This window comes from Luteibacter sahnii (assembly GCF_034063545.1).
GTDB lineage: Bacteria > Pseudomonadota > Gammaproteobacteria > Xanthomonadales > Rhodanobacteraceae > Luteibacter > Luteibacter sahnii.
The window spans coordinates 44,157-58,100 of record NZ_JAQLOK010000001.1; the positions used below are offsets into that span (position 1 = coordinate 44,157).

Here is a 13,944-nt window from a genome sequence, read left to right on the forward strand (position 1 = left end):
CCGGGGGCTAGCCTCGTGCGGTTAGCGGCACGTCCGTGCCGCGGTTAAGCCACGGGGATTTGCAATGTCCAGACTCCACCCGGCGCTCGCTGGCGCCGTCCTCCTCGCCCTGACCGGATCGGTCGCCGCGCAGACCGGCGTCGACGATTACCGTCGCGCCGAGTCGATGCTCGCGAACAAGACGATGCCGCTGGTCGACCACGCCGTGCAGCGTGTGACGTGGATCGACGACAGCCACTTCTGGTATCGCGACCACGATGCCAACGGCGACCAGTTCATCACCGTCGATGCCGCCACCGGGCAGGCCTCGCCCTCGTTCGACCGCGACAAGCTGGCGGCCGCGCTGTCGTCGGTCACGGGCAAGAAGGTCGAGTCGGCGAAGATTCCCGTCACGGCGTTCACGGTGCGGCCGGACGATGGCCTGGACGTCACCGCCGGCGGCAAGCGCTACACCTGCGACAAGGCGATCGGCAAGTGCGAGCTGGCCGCGGTCAAGAAAGACCCCAACGGCAAGCCGTACGGCGAAGAGCCGGGCCTGAAGTCGCCCGACGGCACGTCCGAAGCCTTCATCCGTGACTGGAACCTCTGGGTGCGCGACGTCGCCACCGGTGCCGAAACCCAGCTGACCACCGATGGCGTGAAGGACTACGGCTACGCCACCGACAACGCTGGCTGGAAGCACACCGACGAGGCCATCCTGGTCTGGTCGCCTGATTCGAAGAAGATCGCCACGTTTCAGCAGGACCAGCGCAAGACCGGCGAGATGACGCTGGTGAGCGTCAACGTGGGCCACCCCAACGTGGACACGTGGAAATACCCGCTGCCGGGCGACAAGGACGTGACCATGATCGAGCGCGTGGTCATCGACGTGCCGACGAAGAAAGTGGTGCGGTTCAAGATGCCGCCCGACCAGCACCGTTCGACCATCTGTGACGACGTGTCGTGCAGCCCGGGCGTATGGGACGACGTACGCTGGTCGGCCGACGGCAAGAGCGTGGCCTTCGTCTCCACCGCGCGCGACCACACGCAGGAGTGGTTCCGCGTGGCCAATCCGGAGACCGGCGAGGTGCGCACCGTCTTCGACGAGAAGGCGAAGACGTACTTCGAGGGCGGCAACGAGATGGCCAACTGGCAATACGTGCCCGAGACCGACGAGGTGATCTGGTTCTCCGAGCGGAGCAACTGGGGCCACCTGTACATGTACAGCCTCAAGACCGGCAAGCTCGAGCACGCGATCACCAAGGGCGACTGGAACGTCACCCAGGTGCTGCACATCGATCCGAAGACCAAAACCATCTGGTTCCGGGGCGTAGGGCGTGAGAAGGGCGTCGATCCGTATTACCAGTCGTTCTACAAGGTGAACTTCGACGGGAGCAACCTGACGCTGCTGACGCCGGAGACCTCCGACCACACCGTCTCGATGTCGAAGGACGGCACGTATTTCTTCGATTCGTATTCGACGATCGATACGCCGCCCGTGGCGGTGGTCCGTCGCAGCGACACCGGCGCGACGGTCAAGGAGATCGCCCGTGCCGACATCTCGCGCCTGAAGGCCGCCGGCTGGGTCGCGCCGACCGCGTTCACGGTCAAGGCGCGTGACGGCAAGACCGACCTCTACGGGCAGATGTTCAAGCCGTCGCATTTCGACCCGTCGAAGACGTATCCGCTGGTGGTCTACATCTACCCGGGTCCGCAGACCGGTTCGGTGCGTACGCGCAGCTTCATCCCCTCGCATGGCGATAACCAGGCGCTGGCCGAACTCGGCTTCGTGGTGGTCGCGGTCGACGGCATGGGCACGCCGTGGCGCTCGAAGGCGTTCCACGATGCGTACTTCAAGAATATCGGCGACAACACGCTGCCCGACCAGGTGGCCGCGGTGAAACAGCTGGTGAAGGAACACCGTTGGCTCGACGGCGATCGCGTCGGTATCTGGGGGCATTCCGGCGGCGGTAACGCCACGGCGACGGCGATGTTCCGTTATCCGGACGTGTTCAAGGTGGGTATCTCCGAGTCGGGCAACCACGACAACCGCAACTACGAAGACGACTGGGCGGAGAAGTGGCAGGGCCTGTTGGTGAAGAACAAGGACGGCACGTCGAACTATGACGATCAGGCCAACCAGAAATGGGTGGGAGGCCTCAAGGGCCACCTGATGCTGGCGCACGGCACTTCGGACGACAATGTCCCGCCGTACGAGACGTTGCTCGTGGTGGATGCACTGATCAAAGCCAACAAGGATTTCGACCTGGTCATGATCCCCAACGCGCATCACGGCTACGGTGCGGCCACGCCGTACATGACCCGTCGTCGTTGGGATTACTTCGTGCGTTACCTGAAGGGCGACACGCCGCCGAAGGAATTCGCCTTCGCGCCCGTCGATCGTTGATCGCCGCGTACCTTGCCTGAATCGAGTGGGAGCGGGGCCGCCTCCGCGAACCCTCAGCGCGGCGACGGTGCGAACGACACCGTCGCCGGCACGATGCCGGCTCGCCGATGCGATTCGCTTCCAGCCCTACGGTAACGACTGTCGGGGTGGGAGCGGACCGTATCGGAGCCATGTCGGCTTGCGCCGGATCGCGCGCGGGGCGCGCCTACAACGTGATGTGGACCCCAGGGACCGGGACGAAACGCATCGCCACGGCGTTCATGCAATACCGCAGGCCTGTCGGATCGGGGCCGTCATCGAACACGTGTCCCAGGTGCGAGCCGCATCGTGCGCAACTTACCGCCGTGCGGTCTTCGATCGCCAGGCTGCGGTCGTCGGTCTGCACGATGTTCTTTCGGGATATCGGCTGCCAGAAGCTAGGCCAGCCCGTGCCGGAATCGAACTTGGTCGCCGAGTCGTACAGGGCCGTGTCGCAGCCCAGGCACCGGTAGATGCCGTTATCGTGGCGGTTCCATCCGGGCCCCGAGTACGCCCGCTCCGTCCCGTCATGGCGCATCACGTCATACGAGCGCGCACCGAGCTTCGCCCGCCACGCCTCGTCGGTCATGACGACGCGTGGCTCCGTGCGGCTGCCCAGCGGCTTCTTGTCGGGTGCGAATTCGTCGATGGTGACGCTTCCGCCCTGGGCGGGCGGCGGCGCGTCGGCGGCCACGGCAGGCCGGGTCGCGCGCAACACGAAGGGGAGGGAAACGGCACTGGCCGTCGTGACGGCCAGGACGCCGAGAAACCGGCGACGCTCGGGATCGGTACTCATGAAAGCCTCCGCAAAGGGGGTAACTCCCTCTAAGACCGTCCCGGCGTCCGGATGCTTACGTCAGTCGTTCACCCAGTGGCATTCGCGCCGGGTCTCGTAGGTGGCGTTCTGGTCCTGGTGGTTCTTCTGGACGCGGTTGCCGACGTAGCCGCCGCCGACCGCACCTGCCACCGTGGCGAGCGTCTTGCCCTTGCCGCCGCCGACCTGGTTACCGAGCAGGCCGCCCGCGACGGCGCCGACGCCGGTACCGATCAGGCGGTTGTCGTCCTTCGAATTGATGTGCTTGACCTGCACGTCGCGGCAGACCTGGTGCTGGCTACGGCGCGCCTGGGCCTGCACGGGGGTGTCGACCACCGCGCCGGTCGCCAGGACAAGGGCGGCGATTGCGAAAAGGTGGGTTTTCATCGGGTGTCCTCCTCGGATTTTCGTTTCAGGGATACCCCCGCCGTCGTGATGGCTGGGTCAAGGGGGGATGGCTTGATGGACATGGCATACGCGCGCGGCTGGATGGGCGTGCCCCGGGCTTCGGCCACCGCTTCGGTCAGCTCGGCGCCGAGCAGCAGGATGAGCGCCGAGTAGTAGACCCACACCAGTAGCACCACCACGCCGCCGGCCGGCCCGTAGGGCCCGCCGACGTTGCTGCGTTCGAGATAGATGCCGATGGCGACCTTGCCGACCACGAAGAGCAGGGCGGTCAGCGAGGCACCGATGGCGGCGTCGCGCCACTCGATGATCGCGTCGGGCAGCACCTTGTAGATCGCGCCGAAGATCACCACGAAGACGGCCAGCGAGATCACGGTTTCCAGCGCATGCCAGCCGGTGGTGCCGCCGCGCACGAACACGGCGATCAGCGCGCTGGCCGACAGCGAGATCACCAGCAGGAAGGCCAGCGACAGCAGCAGGCCCAGCGCATGCAGCCGGGCCCGCAGCCAGCCCAGGATCGCGTGCCGCGTGTTGCCGGGGCGCGGCTGCAGGCCCCACACCCGGTTGAGCGCGCCCTGCAACTGGGCGAATACCGCAGAGGCACCGATGAGGGTCACGCCCAGGCCGATCACGCCCGCCATGCTGCCGACGTTGGGTCGCTGCTTGGCGTTTTCGATCACCAGCCGCACGGCGTCGGAGGCACGTTGGCCGACCAGCCCGTTCAGGCTGTCGACGAGCTGGGCCTGCCATTCGGGGCGCAGGGATGCGACCACCCACAGCAGCAGCACCAGCAGCGGCGCGAAGGACAGCGCCGAGTAGAAAGCCAGGGCCGCGGCGCGGGTCATCAGCTCGTCGTCGCTGAACCCCTTCGAGGTGGTGCGTATCACCTGCCAGCCGAGGCGGATGCGATGGTCCATCGTGTGCCTCCGTCGTTACGGCGCACAGGGTGGGCGTGGCGGCGCGAAAGAAACGTGGAAACGCTGAATCAACCCATCCGGGCGATGGCATCCGGGATGGCGTCCGCGCCGAGTACCTCGACCACCCGCTCGGTCATGGTGAAGCCGGTGACCACTTCATGGGCCCACGTGCTGTGGTAAGGCATGTAGACGCCCCAGCCGCCCAGGTCGACGACCGGCGCGATGTCGGATTTCAACGAATTGCCGACCATCGCGAAGCGCTCGGGGGGTACCGCCAGTTCGCGGAACAGCCGCGTGTAGGCGGGAGGATCCTTCTCCGAGACGATCTCGATGCGGTGGAACACGTCGGCCAGGCCACAGCGTGCGACCTTGCTCTCCTGATGGAAGAGATCGCCCTTGGTGATGAGCACCACCCGATGCGTCCGGGCCACGCGTTCGACCGCGTCGCGGATGCCGGGCAGCAGCTCGACCGGATGGGAAAGCACCTCTTTGCCCAGGCGTACGATGCGGTGGATGTCGCGGGCGTCGATGCGCCCGTCGGTCAGCTCGATGGCCGACTCGATCATGGAGAGGGTCATGCCCTTGGCGCCGTAGCCGAACAGGCCGATATTGCCGCGTTCGGTGGCGAGCAGTCGCTCGCGGAGGCCGTCGCTGGCCAGGTCGATGTACCGGCCGAGGATGGCTTCGAAGGCATCCTGTGCGCGGTCGTAGTATTCCTGGCTGTGCCAGAGGGTATCGTCGCCGTCGAAACCGACCAGTTCGATCATGCCGGGTGCTCGTTGTCGTTCAGCGGGCAAGCATATCCGGGCAGTCCATCCTTGGCGATGCGCCGAAAGGGCCCCGCCCGCGTACGGGCGAGGGCCCCTCGGCGCTAGACCGTCAGAACGCCACGCTCGCCTTCAGGCCGAGGATGAACGCGTTGTCCTTTTCCTTGATGCCGCCCGGATCCTTGATGTATTGCAGGTTCGGACGCAGGGCGATCGAGGGGATCGGCGACCAGCTGTAGAACACTTCGGCCACTTTCTCGTAGCCGTCCTTCACCAGGCCTTCCTGGCCCGGATGGGTGGCGTTGTAGAGACGCTGGTACTTCGCCACGTCGCCGTTGGCGTGGGTGAAGCCGAGCGCCGCGCCCACGAAGTCGTTCGGGCGATCGAAGATGCCCTTGTACTCCATGCCCAGCGAGATCTGGTTATTGGTGGGCGAGGTCTGGTGATCGGCCGAGGCGATGTTCAGGAACAGGTTAGTGCCCTTGCCACCGGCCTCACCGGTCACCTGCTGCTGGAAGGTGATCCACGCACCGCGACGCGACGTGCGCTGCAGCGGCTCGTCGCCGGTGAGCGCGCGCGGCTCGTGGTTGACGTCGTAGAAGACGTCATTGCCCTTGGAGGTGTTGTACCAGACGCCCGCGCGGTACGAACCCGGCAGGCCGTTGACCGTGGGCTTCCAGCCGAACTCGAGCGGAAGCAGCCAGCCGGTGGTGCCGCTGGGGAAGTTCGGCTTCAGGCCGTTGTGGCGCGCGTAGGAGTCGTCGACGTACTTCGGGTTGACCTGGTAGGCCGCCAGCTGCACGAAGGTGTCTTGCGTGGTGGCGAACTTCAGCACCGTCGCCCACTGACTGGTCGGCCAGTTCACCCAGTAGTCGCCCACGATGTTGCCGGGTTGCGCGCCGCAGAACGAGAGGTTCATGAAGTCGCACGAGAACTGGTTGATGTCCTCGCCGACCGGCATACGGCCGATCTTCCACGTCAGGCGGTCGTTGAAGAACTTCTGCTCGAGCTGGAAGATGGTGAGGTGCCAGGTCTGGCCGCGGCCGTAGACTTCCTGGATGAGCTGGTTGTTGCCGATGTTCGCGTCGGCGCCGATGTCGTGGCCGTTGCGGTCGGTGATCATGATGTTGAACTTGGCGCCCTGCCAGTTCCACAGCTTGTCCAGATCGAAACTCGCGCCGAACTTCCACTGGTCGGTGTAGCGGGTGATCTCGCGATCGCCGCCGCTGTAGTTGTGTGCGGCTTCGAAGCCGTAGCCGAAGTCGAACGTGATGCCCTTCTCGGCCAGCCGGGTGCGTTCGCCGCCCCAATCGCCGAAGAGGTATTTGCTGCCGGAGGCGTCCTGTGCGTGAGCGGCGCCAGCGGCGAAGCCCAGGCACGCGAGCACGAGACCGGCAAGAGGACGCGTTTTGAACTGAATGCGCATCGACCCTTCTCCCTGAAGTGAAAAATTACGCTTTTGCGTTATGACGTTCTGATTATTTAAGTTGCGACGCACAAGGTTTTCGGTACGCACAACCGACGCATTTTGTCATGCTAATGGGTGGGCATTGCAAACTCGGCGCCGACGCTTTCGGTGAGGTTCAGCCAGCGCTGTGTAATGGCCTTCTGTTTTGTGTAGAAGCGCACGGATTCCGGGCCGTGGGCGTGATGGTCTCCCATCAGGCTCTTCTTCCATCCGCCGAAACTGTGGAACGCCATGGGTACGGGAATGGGCACATTGATGCCGACCATACCCACTTGCACGCGATGGCCGAACTCGCGGGCGATATAGCCGTCGCGCGTGAATATCGACGTGCCGTTGCCGTATTCGTGCGCGTTGACCAATTCAAGCGCCGTGCCGAAATCGGGTACTCGCACGACGCAGAGCACTGGCCCGAAAATTTCTTCCTTGTAGATGCGCATATCCGGCGTGACCCGGTCAAAGAGCGTGCCGCCGACGAAAAACCCCTGCTCGCAGCCGGCGACGCGATGGCCGCGGCCGTCTACGACGAGCTCGGCGCCCGATGCCACGCCATCGTCGATGTAGCCGGTGATGCGGTCGCGATGCGCACCGGTGACGACGGGGCCCATCTCCACCGTCTCGTCGAGCCCGTGGCCGATGCGCAGGGCTTCCACGCGCGGCTTGAGCTTCGCCACGAGCGCGTCGGCCGTCGCATCGCCGACCGCGACCGCCACCGAAATCGCCATGCAGCGTTCGCCTGCCGCACCGTAGCCCGCACCGATCAGCGCGTCGGCGACCTTGTCCAGTTCGGCGTCGGGCATCACCACCATGTGATTCTTCGCCCCGCCCAGGGCCTGTACGCGCTTGCCGTTCGCGGTGCCACGCGCGTAGATGTATTCAGCGATGGGCGTGGAGCCGACGAAGCTGACCGCGCGCACGAGCGGATGGTCGAGCAGGGCGTCGACGGCGACCTTGTCACCGTGGATCACGTTGAACACGCCGTCGGGCAGGCCGGCTTCTTTCAGTAACGACGCAAGCTCCACCGCGAGCGAGGGATCGCGTTCGGACGGCTTCAGCACGAAGGTGTTGCCGCAGGCGATGGCCATGGGAAACATCCACATCGGCACCATCGCCGGGAAGTTGAACGGCGTGATGCCCGCGCAGACGCCGAGCGCCTGGCGCACGGTCCAGGCATCGATGCCGTTGGCGATCTGTTCGGTGTATTCGCCCTTGAGCAGCTCGGGGATGCCGCAGGCGTATTCCACCACTTCCAGGCCACGCACGAGTTCGCCCTTGGCGTCGGAGAGTACCTTGCCATGTTCGGCGACGATCACGCGGGCGAGGCGGTCCATGTCGCGTTCGATCAGCTCCTTGAAGCGGAACATCACGCGGGCGCGGCGCAGGGGCGGCGTCTGCGACCAGGCGGGAAAGGCAGCGTGCGCGGCGCGCACGCCCGCATCCACGTCGGCGACCGACGCGAGCGCCACCTCGGCACTGACGTGGCCATGCGCCGGGTCGTACACGGGGGCATGGCCATGCGGCGCGCCGTCGTAGGGCTGGCCGGCCACCCTGTGGACGACACGAGGCAGCGGGGTGTTGGAAGGTTGGGCGGACATGTGAGGGCTCCGGGTCACGCGCTCAGCGCGCGATCATCCATTCGTGGGCGGGGTCGTTGCGGAAATGCCAGGCGCGGCGCGGGCCGGCCATCACGTTGAGGTAATAGCCGCGGTAACCGTGCGGCATGACCACCGGGTGATAGCCGCGCGGCACCATCACCACGTCGTGGTCGCCGACCGCCATCGATTCGTCGATGTCGCGCTCGTCGGTGTAGACACGCTGGAAGGCGAAGCCCTGCGGCGGATCGATGCGGTGGTAGTAGGTTTCTTCCAGCACGCTCTCGTCCGGCACGGCGTCGGTGTCGTGTTTGTGGGGCGGATAGCTCGATGAGTGCCCGGCGGGCGTGAGCACCTCCACGACCAGCAAGGATTCGGCCGGCTCGGTCTCCGGGAGGATGTCGCACACGTAGCGCGTGTTCGCGCCCGTACCGCGCACCGAGCGCTTCATGCCCGCCGGGTCGATCAGGCGCGCCTCGAAGCGGCCGGTCGCGGGGGCGCTGGCAAGGGCCAGTTCGGCATCCGTCGATGCGGTGATCTCGAAGAGGCTGCCGGGCGGCGCGTAGATCGCATGCGGCGAGCGTTCGTCGAACACGCTCGTACGATCGCCGACGGCGGACCACGACCGCTCGCCGATGCGCACGTCGACGGTGCCGGTCAGCACCACGAGGCAGCCTTCGCGATCGGCCGGCAGCGCCAGCGTGCGACGCTCGCCGGCCGGCAGGCGCCGGGCGGCGAAGCCGACGTGTTTCCAGTTCGCCGATTGCGGCGTGACGGTGACGATGGCCTCGCCCTCGGCGGCGGCCTTCACGAGCAGGCTCATGCGACCTCCCTGACCGTATCGTGGTCGAGCAGCGCGCGCAGCGTGCGATAGCCCTTCTGGGCGTAGTCGAAACTCGGCGCCACGGTGGGATCCTGCTCGGCCTCCACGACCAGCCAGCCCTGGTAGCCGTGGTGCTTGAGCCGTTCGACGATGGCGGCGAAATCGATCACGCCATCGCCCGGCACCGTGAAGGCGCCGTTGAGTACCGACTCGAGGAAGGTCCAGTGGCGGTTGCGTGCGAGCCGCACGATCTCGGGGCGCACGTCCTTGCAGTGCACGTGGCAGATGCGCGCGATGTGGCGGTCGAGCACCGCCAGCGGGTCGCCGCCGCCGAAGAACGTATGCCCGCTGTCGAAGAGCAGTCCCACCTCGTCGCCGGTGTGGGCCATCAGGCGGTCGACGTCGTCGGGCGCTTCCACGTAGGCACCCATGTGGTGGTGGTAGGCCAGCCGCACGCCGTGCGAGAGCGTGAAGCGCGCGAACTCGGTAAGCCGCTCGCCGTATCGCTTCCACGCGTCGTCGTCGCGGAAGCGCGGGCGCTTGTACAGCGGCACCGCCTCACCCTGGATCGCATCGGCGACCTCGCCGTAGACCATGACGTTGCACCCGTTTTCCGCGAGCAATCGCAGGTGCCCCGCCACCGCCTCGCGTTCCTCCGCCGCCGGGCGTGCGGCGACGCGGCCCGAATACCAGCCCGAGACCACGTCGAGGCCGTAACCGGCCATGAGCTCGCGCAGTTGCGTGGGGTCCTTGGGAAACTTGTTGCCCAGTTCGAAGCCTTCGTAGCCGATGGCCTTGCCTTCGCTGAGCGCCGTGGAGAGCGGTGTCTCGCCGCCCAGCGACGGCAGGTCGTCGTTGCTCCACGAAATGGGGTTGATGCCGATACGGATGGGGTCGTTCTTCATGGGGAGGGTTTTCCGGTCTTGCGGTCGGCCATGGCGGTTTCGTAGGCCGCGCGCGCCTCGCGCACGGCCGTTCGCGGGGAGACTTCCGGCACCGCCACCTCCCACCACGCCCCGCCATCGTCGGTGGTGCGCGCGGGGTCGGTATCGATGCAGACGAGATAGGTGCGATCGGCTGCCCGGGCCCGCTCGAGCGCCGCTTCGAGCCCGGCGATGTCGGCCACGTGTTCGGCGATGGCACCGAGAGCGCGCGCGTGGGCCGCGAAATCGACGCGGGGAGCGCCATGGCGTCCCTGCACGCAATCGTCGAACAGGTTGTTGAACGGCGCGCCGCCGGTCGCCTGCTGCAACCGGTTGATGCAGCCGTAGCCGCGGTTGTCGAGCAGCACCACGATCAGCTTGGCGTCGAGCATCACCGAGGTGGCGAGCTCGGAATTCATCATGAGGTAGCTGCCGTCGCCTACCATCACGATCACCTCGCGATCAGGGTGGGCCATCTTCACCCCCAGGCCGCCCGCGATCTCATATCCCATGCACGAGTAACCGTATTCCATGTGGTAGCCGCCGGCGGTTTCGGTGCGCCAGAGCTTTTCCAGTTCGGCCGGCAGCGTACCCGCGGCGCACACGACGATGTCGCGCATGGCCGAGGTGGTGGACGAGCGTTGCACCGCGCCGATCACTTCACCGTCGTAGGGCCGGCGGCCCAGGGGCGCGTGGCGCTGCCCGGTGATCCGCGAGACGGTGTCGACCCAGGCGCGCGCGGCCTCGCGGGCGCGCTCGGTCCACGCGTCCGGCGCGGCCCAGCCCTCGAGACCGAAGCTCAGGTCGTCCAGCACCTGGGCGGCATCGCCGATCACTTCCACGCCGTCGCCCTTGAGCGTGTCGAACGTGTTCACGTTGATCGAGAGGATCGGCACATGGCGGAACAGCGCATTGGAACCGGTCGTGAAATCCTGCAGCCGGGTACCCACGGCGATCACCAGGTCGGCGTCGCGAAGGATCGCATTGGCGGCGGTGGAGCCGCAGACCCCGGCGGGGCCGAGTTGCAGCGGGTGGTTCCACGGCATGGCGCCCTTGCCGGCCTGGGTTTCGCACACCGGCACGCCGTGGCGGTCGGCGAAGGCGAGCAGTTCGGGCGTGGCCTTGGCATACAACGCGCCACCCCCGGCGACGATCACCGGGCGCTGGGACGCCTCGATGGCGTCGAGGGCGAGCATCAGCTCGTCGTCGGTGGGGATCGGCGCACGGAAGACGATCTCGCGGGGCGCAAAAAACGACGCGGGATAATCGTATGCCTCCGTCTGCACGTCCTGCGGCAAGGCCAGGGTCACCGGGCCGCACAGTGCCGGGTCTGTGAGGGCGCGGATGGCCCGTGGCAACGCGGTGAGCAACTGCTCGGGGCGAACGATGCGATCGAAATAGCGCGACACCGGGCGCAGACAGTCGTTGACCGACACGGTGCCGTCGGCGAAGTCTTCCAGCTGTTGCAGCACCGGGTCCGGCGCGCGCGAAACGAACACGTCACCGGGCAGGAGCAGCACGGGCAGGCGGTTGACATGGGCCAGCGCGGCCGCCGTCACGAGATTCGTGGCGCCGGGGCCGATCGATGTCGTGACGGCCATCATCCGTCGGCGCATGCTCGCCTTGGCGTACGCGATGGCGGTATGCGCCATCGCCTGTTCGTTGTGCGCGCGATAGGTGGGCAGTTCGTGGCGCGCGTCGTACAACGCTTCGCCCAGGCCGGCCACGTTGCCGTGGCCGAAAATCGCGAACACGCCGCCGAACAGCGGCTGCGCGCTTTCGGCGTCTGCATCGCGGGCCCGCAGCGCGGCGAGGTAGCGGACCAGCGCCTGCGCGCAGGTGAGGCGGACGGTGTCGCTCATGCGACGACTCCTTCGTCGATCGGCGTGCGCTGCGTGTCGCGCCACAGCGCGATCATCGCCTCGAACGCGCCCTGGGCCTGGGCGACGAAGGTCGCGTCGTCGATCGTGCCGCGAAGCCACGCGCTGGCGGGCTCGACGAACAGGGTGCGGCCCACGGCGAAACCGCGACAGGTGCGGCTGGCCGCGGCGGCGGCGAAGCCGTCGGCGAGGGCCTCGACGCTGGCGTTGAGGCCGAGCAGCAGCACGCCCCGGCAATGCGGGTCGCGTTCGGCGATGAGCGCGTCGACGGCCTGCCACGTGTCGCGCCCGAGCGGGCACAGTTTCCACCATTGCGGGCGGATACCCAGGTTGTAGATGCGCTTGAGCGCCCGCAGGGTCAGTGCGTCACGACGGGTCAGATCGGTGCAGCCGGGCGGGATCACTTCCAGCAGCAGTTCGTGACCGCTCAGCATCGCCGCGTCATAGAGCGAGCGCAGCTGGGTTTCCTGTTCCACGCGCTGGAGCGCCGGCGCGTCGGGGTCGAACGCGACCAGGCACTTGATGACATGCTCCCTGGGCCAGCTCACCAGCTGGCTGCCGATGGAGCGCCCGCGCTCGAATTCCAGCGGGTTGGAGCCGGAGACCTCCACGGGGCGGCCGATCCACCAGCCGCGTCCGCTTGCGGCGTTGAGCGCATCCTGGCCATAGCGGTCGTCGGCCAGGATCCCGATATGGCCGTGCAGCCCGTTCGCGCGCTCGGTCGCGGCCACCGCCTCGACGAGCAGGGTTTTCAGGTGCGGAAGGCGGGCTTCGTCGGCACCGGTCTGGCGAACGAGTTCGAAGAACGGGGTGCGGTGGTCGAAGGCGAACACGTAAAGCGAGTCCCACGCCCGACGCGGCACCGCCACGCGATGCAGGTGCGAGAGTTCGCCATCGAGATCGGGTCGGGTGAGGCCGTCCGCACGGGCGAGGAACGCGTCGAGTTCCGCCCGGCCTGGCATGGCCGGGGCACAGCCGTGGCGGGACACCACGAGGGCGCCGCACGCATTGGCGTACGCGCAGGCCTGCGCGATCGACGCATCGCGCAGCCAGCCGCTGAGGAAGCCGGCGAGAAAGGCATCGCCCGCGCCGAGCACGTTGAGCACCTCGACCCGGGTGCCGCGGTAGGTCGGCGCCTCGTCGATCGCGTCGGGTACCGGGCCGTCGATCACGCTGCATCCCATCGGTCCGCGCTTGACGATGAGGGTGGCGTCGGTCAAAGCGCGAACCGCGCGCAGGGCATTGATGAGGTGTTCGCTGCCGCCGGCGATATGAAACTCTTCCTCGGTGCCGACGATGAGGTCGAACAGGGGAAGGACACCCTGGAGGTGGCGGGTGACGTTGCCGTCGGCGATGAAACGGCGTTCGCCGTCCGCGCGTCCGGTGAGTCCCCAGAGCACGGGGCGGTAATCGATGTCGAGCACCGTGCGCACGTCGTGGCGACGCGCCAGTTCGAGCGCGCGCCGGCTGGCGGCGTGTACCCCGGGCTGGGAGAGGTGCGTGCCGGTGATCGCCAGCGCGCGGCAGCCGGCGATGAACGGCTCGTCGATGTCGTCGGCGGTGAGCGCCATGTCGGCGCAGTTCTCGCGATAGAACAGCAGGGGAAACGTCTCGCGATCCTTGATGCCGAGGATCGCCAGCGCCGTGAGATGCTCCACATCGGGCGTGACCTGGCTGACGTCGCAGCCCTCGGCGGCGAGCGTTTCGACGAGGAAGCGGCCCATGTGGTCGTCGCCCACGCGGGCGATCATGGCCGAACGCAGGCCCAGGCGCGCGGTGCCGAAGGCCACGTTGGCCGACGAACCGCCCAGGTACTTGGCGAAGCTGGTCACGTCTTCGAGGCGCGCGCCGATCTGCTGGGCGTAGAGATCCACCGCGAGGCGACCCAGGCAGGCGACGTCGACGGGGCGGGAGGAGGAACGGGGCAGGGGACTGCGCATGAGGGATGGCTTCC

11 protein-coding genes are annotated in these 13,944 nt (G+C 67.1%); 1 reads left to right on the top strand and 10 read right to left on the bottom strand.

Annotated elements, in window-relative coordinates:
- Window positions 1-64: 64 nt before the first annotated feature.
- A complete protein-coding gene (locus PI246_RS00205) occupies window positions 65-2,386 on the top strand; it encodes a S9 family peptidase (protein WP_320549272.1) in 2,322 nt (773 codons plus the stop codon).
- Between the two features lie 205 nt (window positions 2,387-2,591).
- Here the strand turns inward: PI246_RS00205 and msrB are convergent, their stop codons facing one another.
- From msrB to PI246_RS00255, 10 genes are all read right to left on the bottom strand, one after another.
- Window positions 2,592-3,200 (bottom strand): peptide-methionine (R)-S-oxide reductase MsrB, encoded by a 609-nt coding sequence (gene msrB, locus PI246_RS00210; protein WP_320549273.1) that lies wholly within the window; start codon window positions 3,198-3,200, stop codon window positions 2,592-2,594.
- Window positions 3,201-3,260: 60 nt separating this feature from the next.
- Complete coding sequence (locus PI246_RS00215) at window positions 3,261-3,605, bottom strand: glycine zipper 2TM domain-containing protein (protein WP_407069758.1); 345 nt, start codon at window positions 3,603-3,605, stop codon at window positions 3,261-3,263.
- Complete coding sequence (locus PI246_RS00220; RefSeq protein WP_320549274.1) at window positions 3,602-4,540, bottom strand: YihY/virulence factor BrkB family protein; 939 nt, start codon at window positions 4,538-4,540, stop codon at window positions 3,602-3,604. The genes PI246_RS00215 and PI246_RS00220 overlap by 4 nt, the downstream gene beginning before the upstream one ends.
- A gap of 68 nt (window positions 4,541-4,608) precedes the next feature.
- Complete coding sequence (locus tag PI246_RS00225) at window positions 4,609-5,307, bottom strand: HAD family hydrolase (protein WP_320549275.1); 699 nt, start codon at window positions 5,305-5,307, stop codon at window positions 4,609-4,611.
- 112 nt (window positions 5,308-5,419) lie between these two features.
- The gene (locus tag PI246_RS00230) at window positions 5,420-6,733 is read right to left on the bottom strand and encodes a carbohydrate porin (RefSeq protein ID WP_320549276.1); all 1,314 of its coding nucleotides are present in this window, start codon (window positions 6,731-6,733) and stop codon (window positions 5,420-5,422) included.
- A 110-nt stretch (window positions 6,734-6,843) separates the two neighbouring features.
- Window positions 6,844-8,367 carry a CoA-acylating methylmalonate-semialdehyde dehydrogenase gene (locus PI246_RS00235; RefSeq protein ID WP_320549277.1) on the bottom strand — a complete coding sequence of 508 codons (1,524 nt, stop codon included), beginning with the start codon at window positions 8,365-8,367 and terminating at the stop codon, window positions 6,844-6,846.
- A gap of 22 nt (window positions 8,368-8,389) precedes the next feature.
- Entirely contained in the window at window positions 8,390-9,187 is a 798-nt protein-coding gene (iolB, locus tag PI246_RS00240) for a 5-deoxy-glucuronate isomerase (protein ID WP_320549278.1), read from the bottom strand.
- Complete coding sequence (gene iolE, locus PI246_RS00245) at window positions 9,184-10,092, bottom strand: myo-inosose-2 dehydratase (RefSeq protein WP_320549279.1); 909 nt, start codon at window positions 10,090-10,092, stop codon at window positions 9,184-9,186. The genes iolB and iolE overlap by 4 nt, the downstream gene beginning before the upstream one ends.
- On the bottom strand, window positions 10,089-11,972 hold the full coding sequence (iolD, locus tag PI246_RS00250) for a 3D-(3,5/4)-trihydroxycyclohexane-1,2-dione acylhydrolase (decyclizing) (protein ID WP_320549280.1): 1,884 nt from the start codon (window positions 11,970-11,972) through the stop codon (window positions 10,089-10,091). The genes iolE and iolD overlap by 4 nt, the downstream gene beginning before the upstream one ends.
- Entirely contained in the window at window positions 11,969-13,930 is a 1,962-nt protein-coding gene (locus tag PI246_RS00255; RefSeq protein ID WP_320549281.1) for a bifunctional 5-dehydro-2-deoxygluconokinase/5-dehydro-2-deoxyphosphogluconate aldolase, read from the bottom strand. Before PI246_RS00255 ends, iolD begins: the two co-directional genes overlap by 4 nt.
- Window positions 13,931-13,944 lie beyond the last annotated feature (14 nt).

Bases quoted from the DNA above. Each gene is read 5' to 3' on its own strand.
- PI246_RS00225 (WP_320549275.1), bottom strand. From the start codon at position 5,307: ATGATCGAACTGGTCGGTTTCGACGGCGACGATACCCTCTGGCACAGC.
- PI246_RS00230 (WP_320549276.1), bottom strand. From the start codon at position 6,733: ATGCGCATTCAGTTCAAAACGCGTCCTCTTGCCGGTCTCGTGCTCGCG.
- PI246_RS00255 (WP_320549281.1), bottom strand. From the start codon at position 13,930: ATGCGCAGTCCCCTGCCCCGTTCCTCCTCCCGCCCCGTCGACGTCGCC.
- PI246_RS00215 (WP_407069758.1), bottom strand. From the start codon at position 3,605: ATGAAAACCCACCTTTTCGCAATCGCCGCCCTTGTCCTGGCGACCGGC.
- PI246_RS00235 (WP_320549277.1), bottom strand. From the start codon at position 8,367: ATGTCCGCCCAACCTTCCAACACCCCGCTGCCTCGTGTCGTCCACAGG.
- iolD (WP_320549280.1), bottom strand. From the start codon at position 11,972: ATGAGCGACACCGTCCGCCTCACCTGCGCGCAGGCGCTGGTCCGCTAC.
- PI246_RS00220 (WP_320549274.1), bottom strand. From the start codon at position 4,540: ATGGACCATCGCATCCGCCTCGGCTGGCAGGTGATACGCACCACCTCG.
- PI246_RS00205 (WP_320549272.1), top strand. From the start codon at position 65: ATGTCCAGACTCCACCCGGCGCTCGCTGGCGCCGTCCTCCTCGCCCTG.
- iolB (WP_320549278.1), bottom strand. From the start codon at position 9,187: ATGAGCCTGCTCGTGAAGGCCGCCGCCGAGGGCGAGGCCATCGTCACC.
- msrB (WP_320549273.1), bottom strand. From the start codon at position 3,200: ATGAGTACCGATCCCGAGCGTCGCCGGTTTCTCGGCGTCCTGGCCGTC.
- iolE (WP_320549279.1), bottom strand. From the start codon at position 10,092: ATGAAGAACGACCCCATCCGTATCGGCATCAACCCCATTTCGTGGAGC.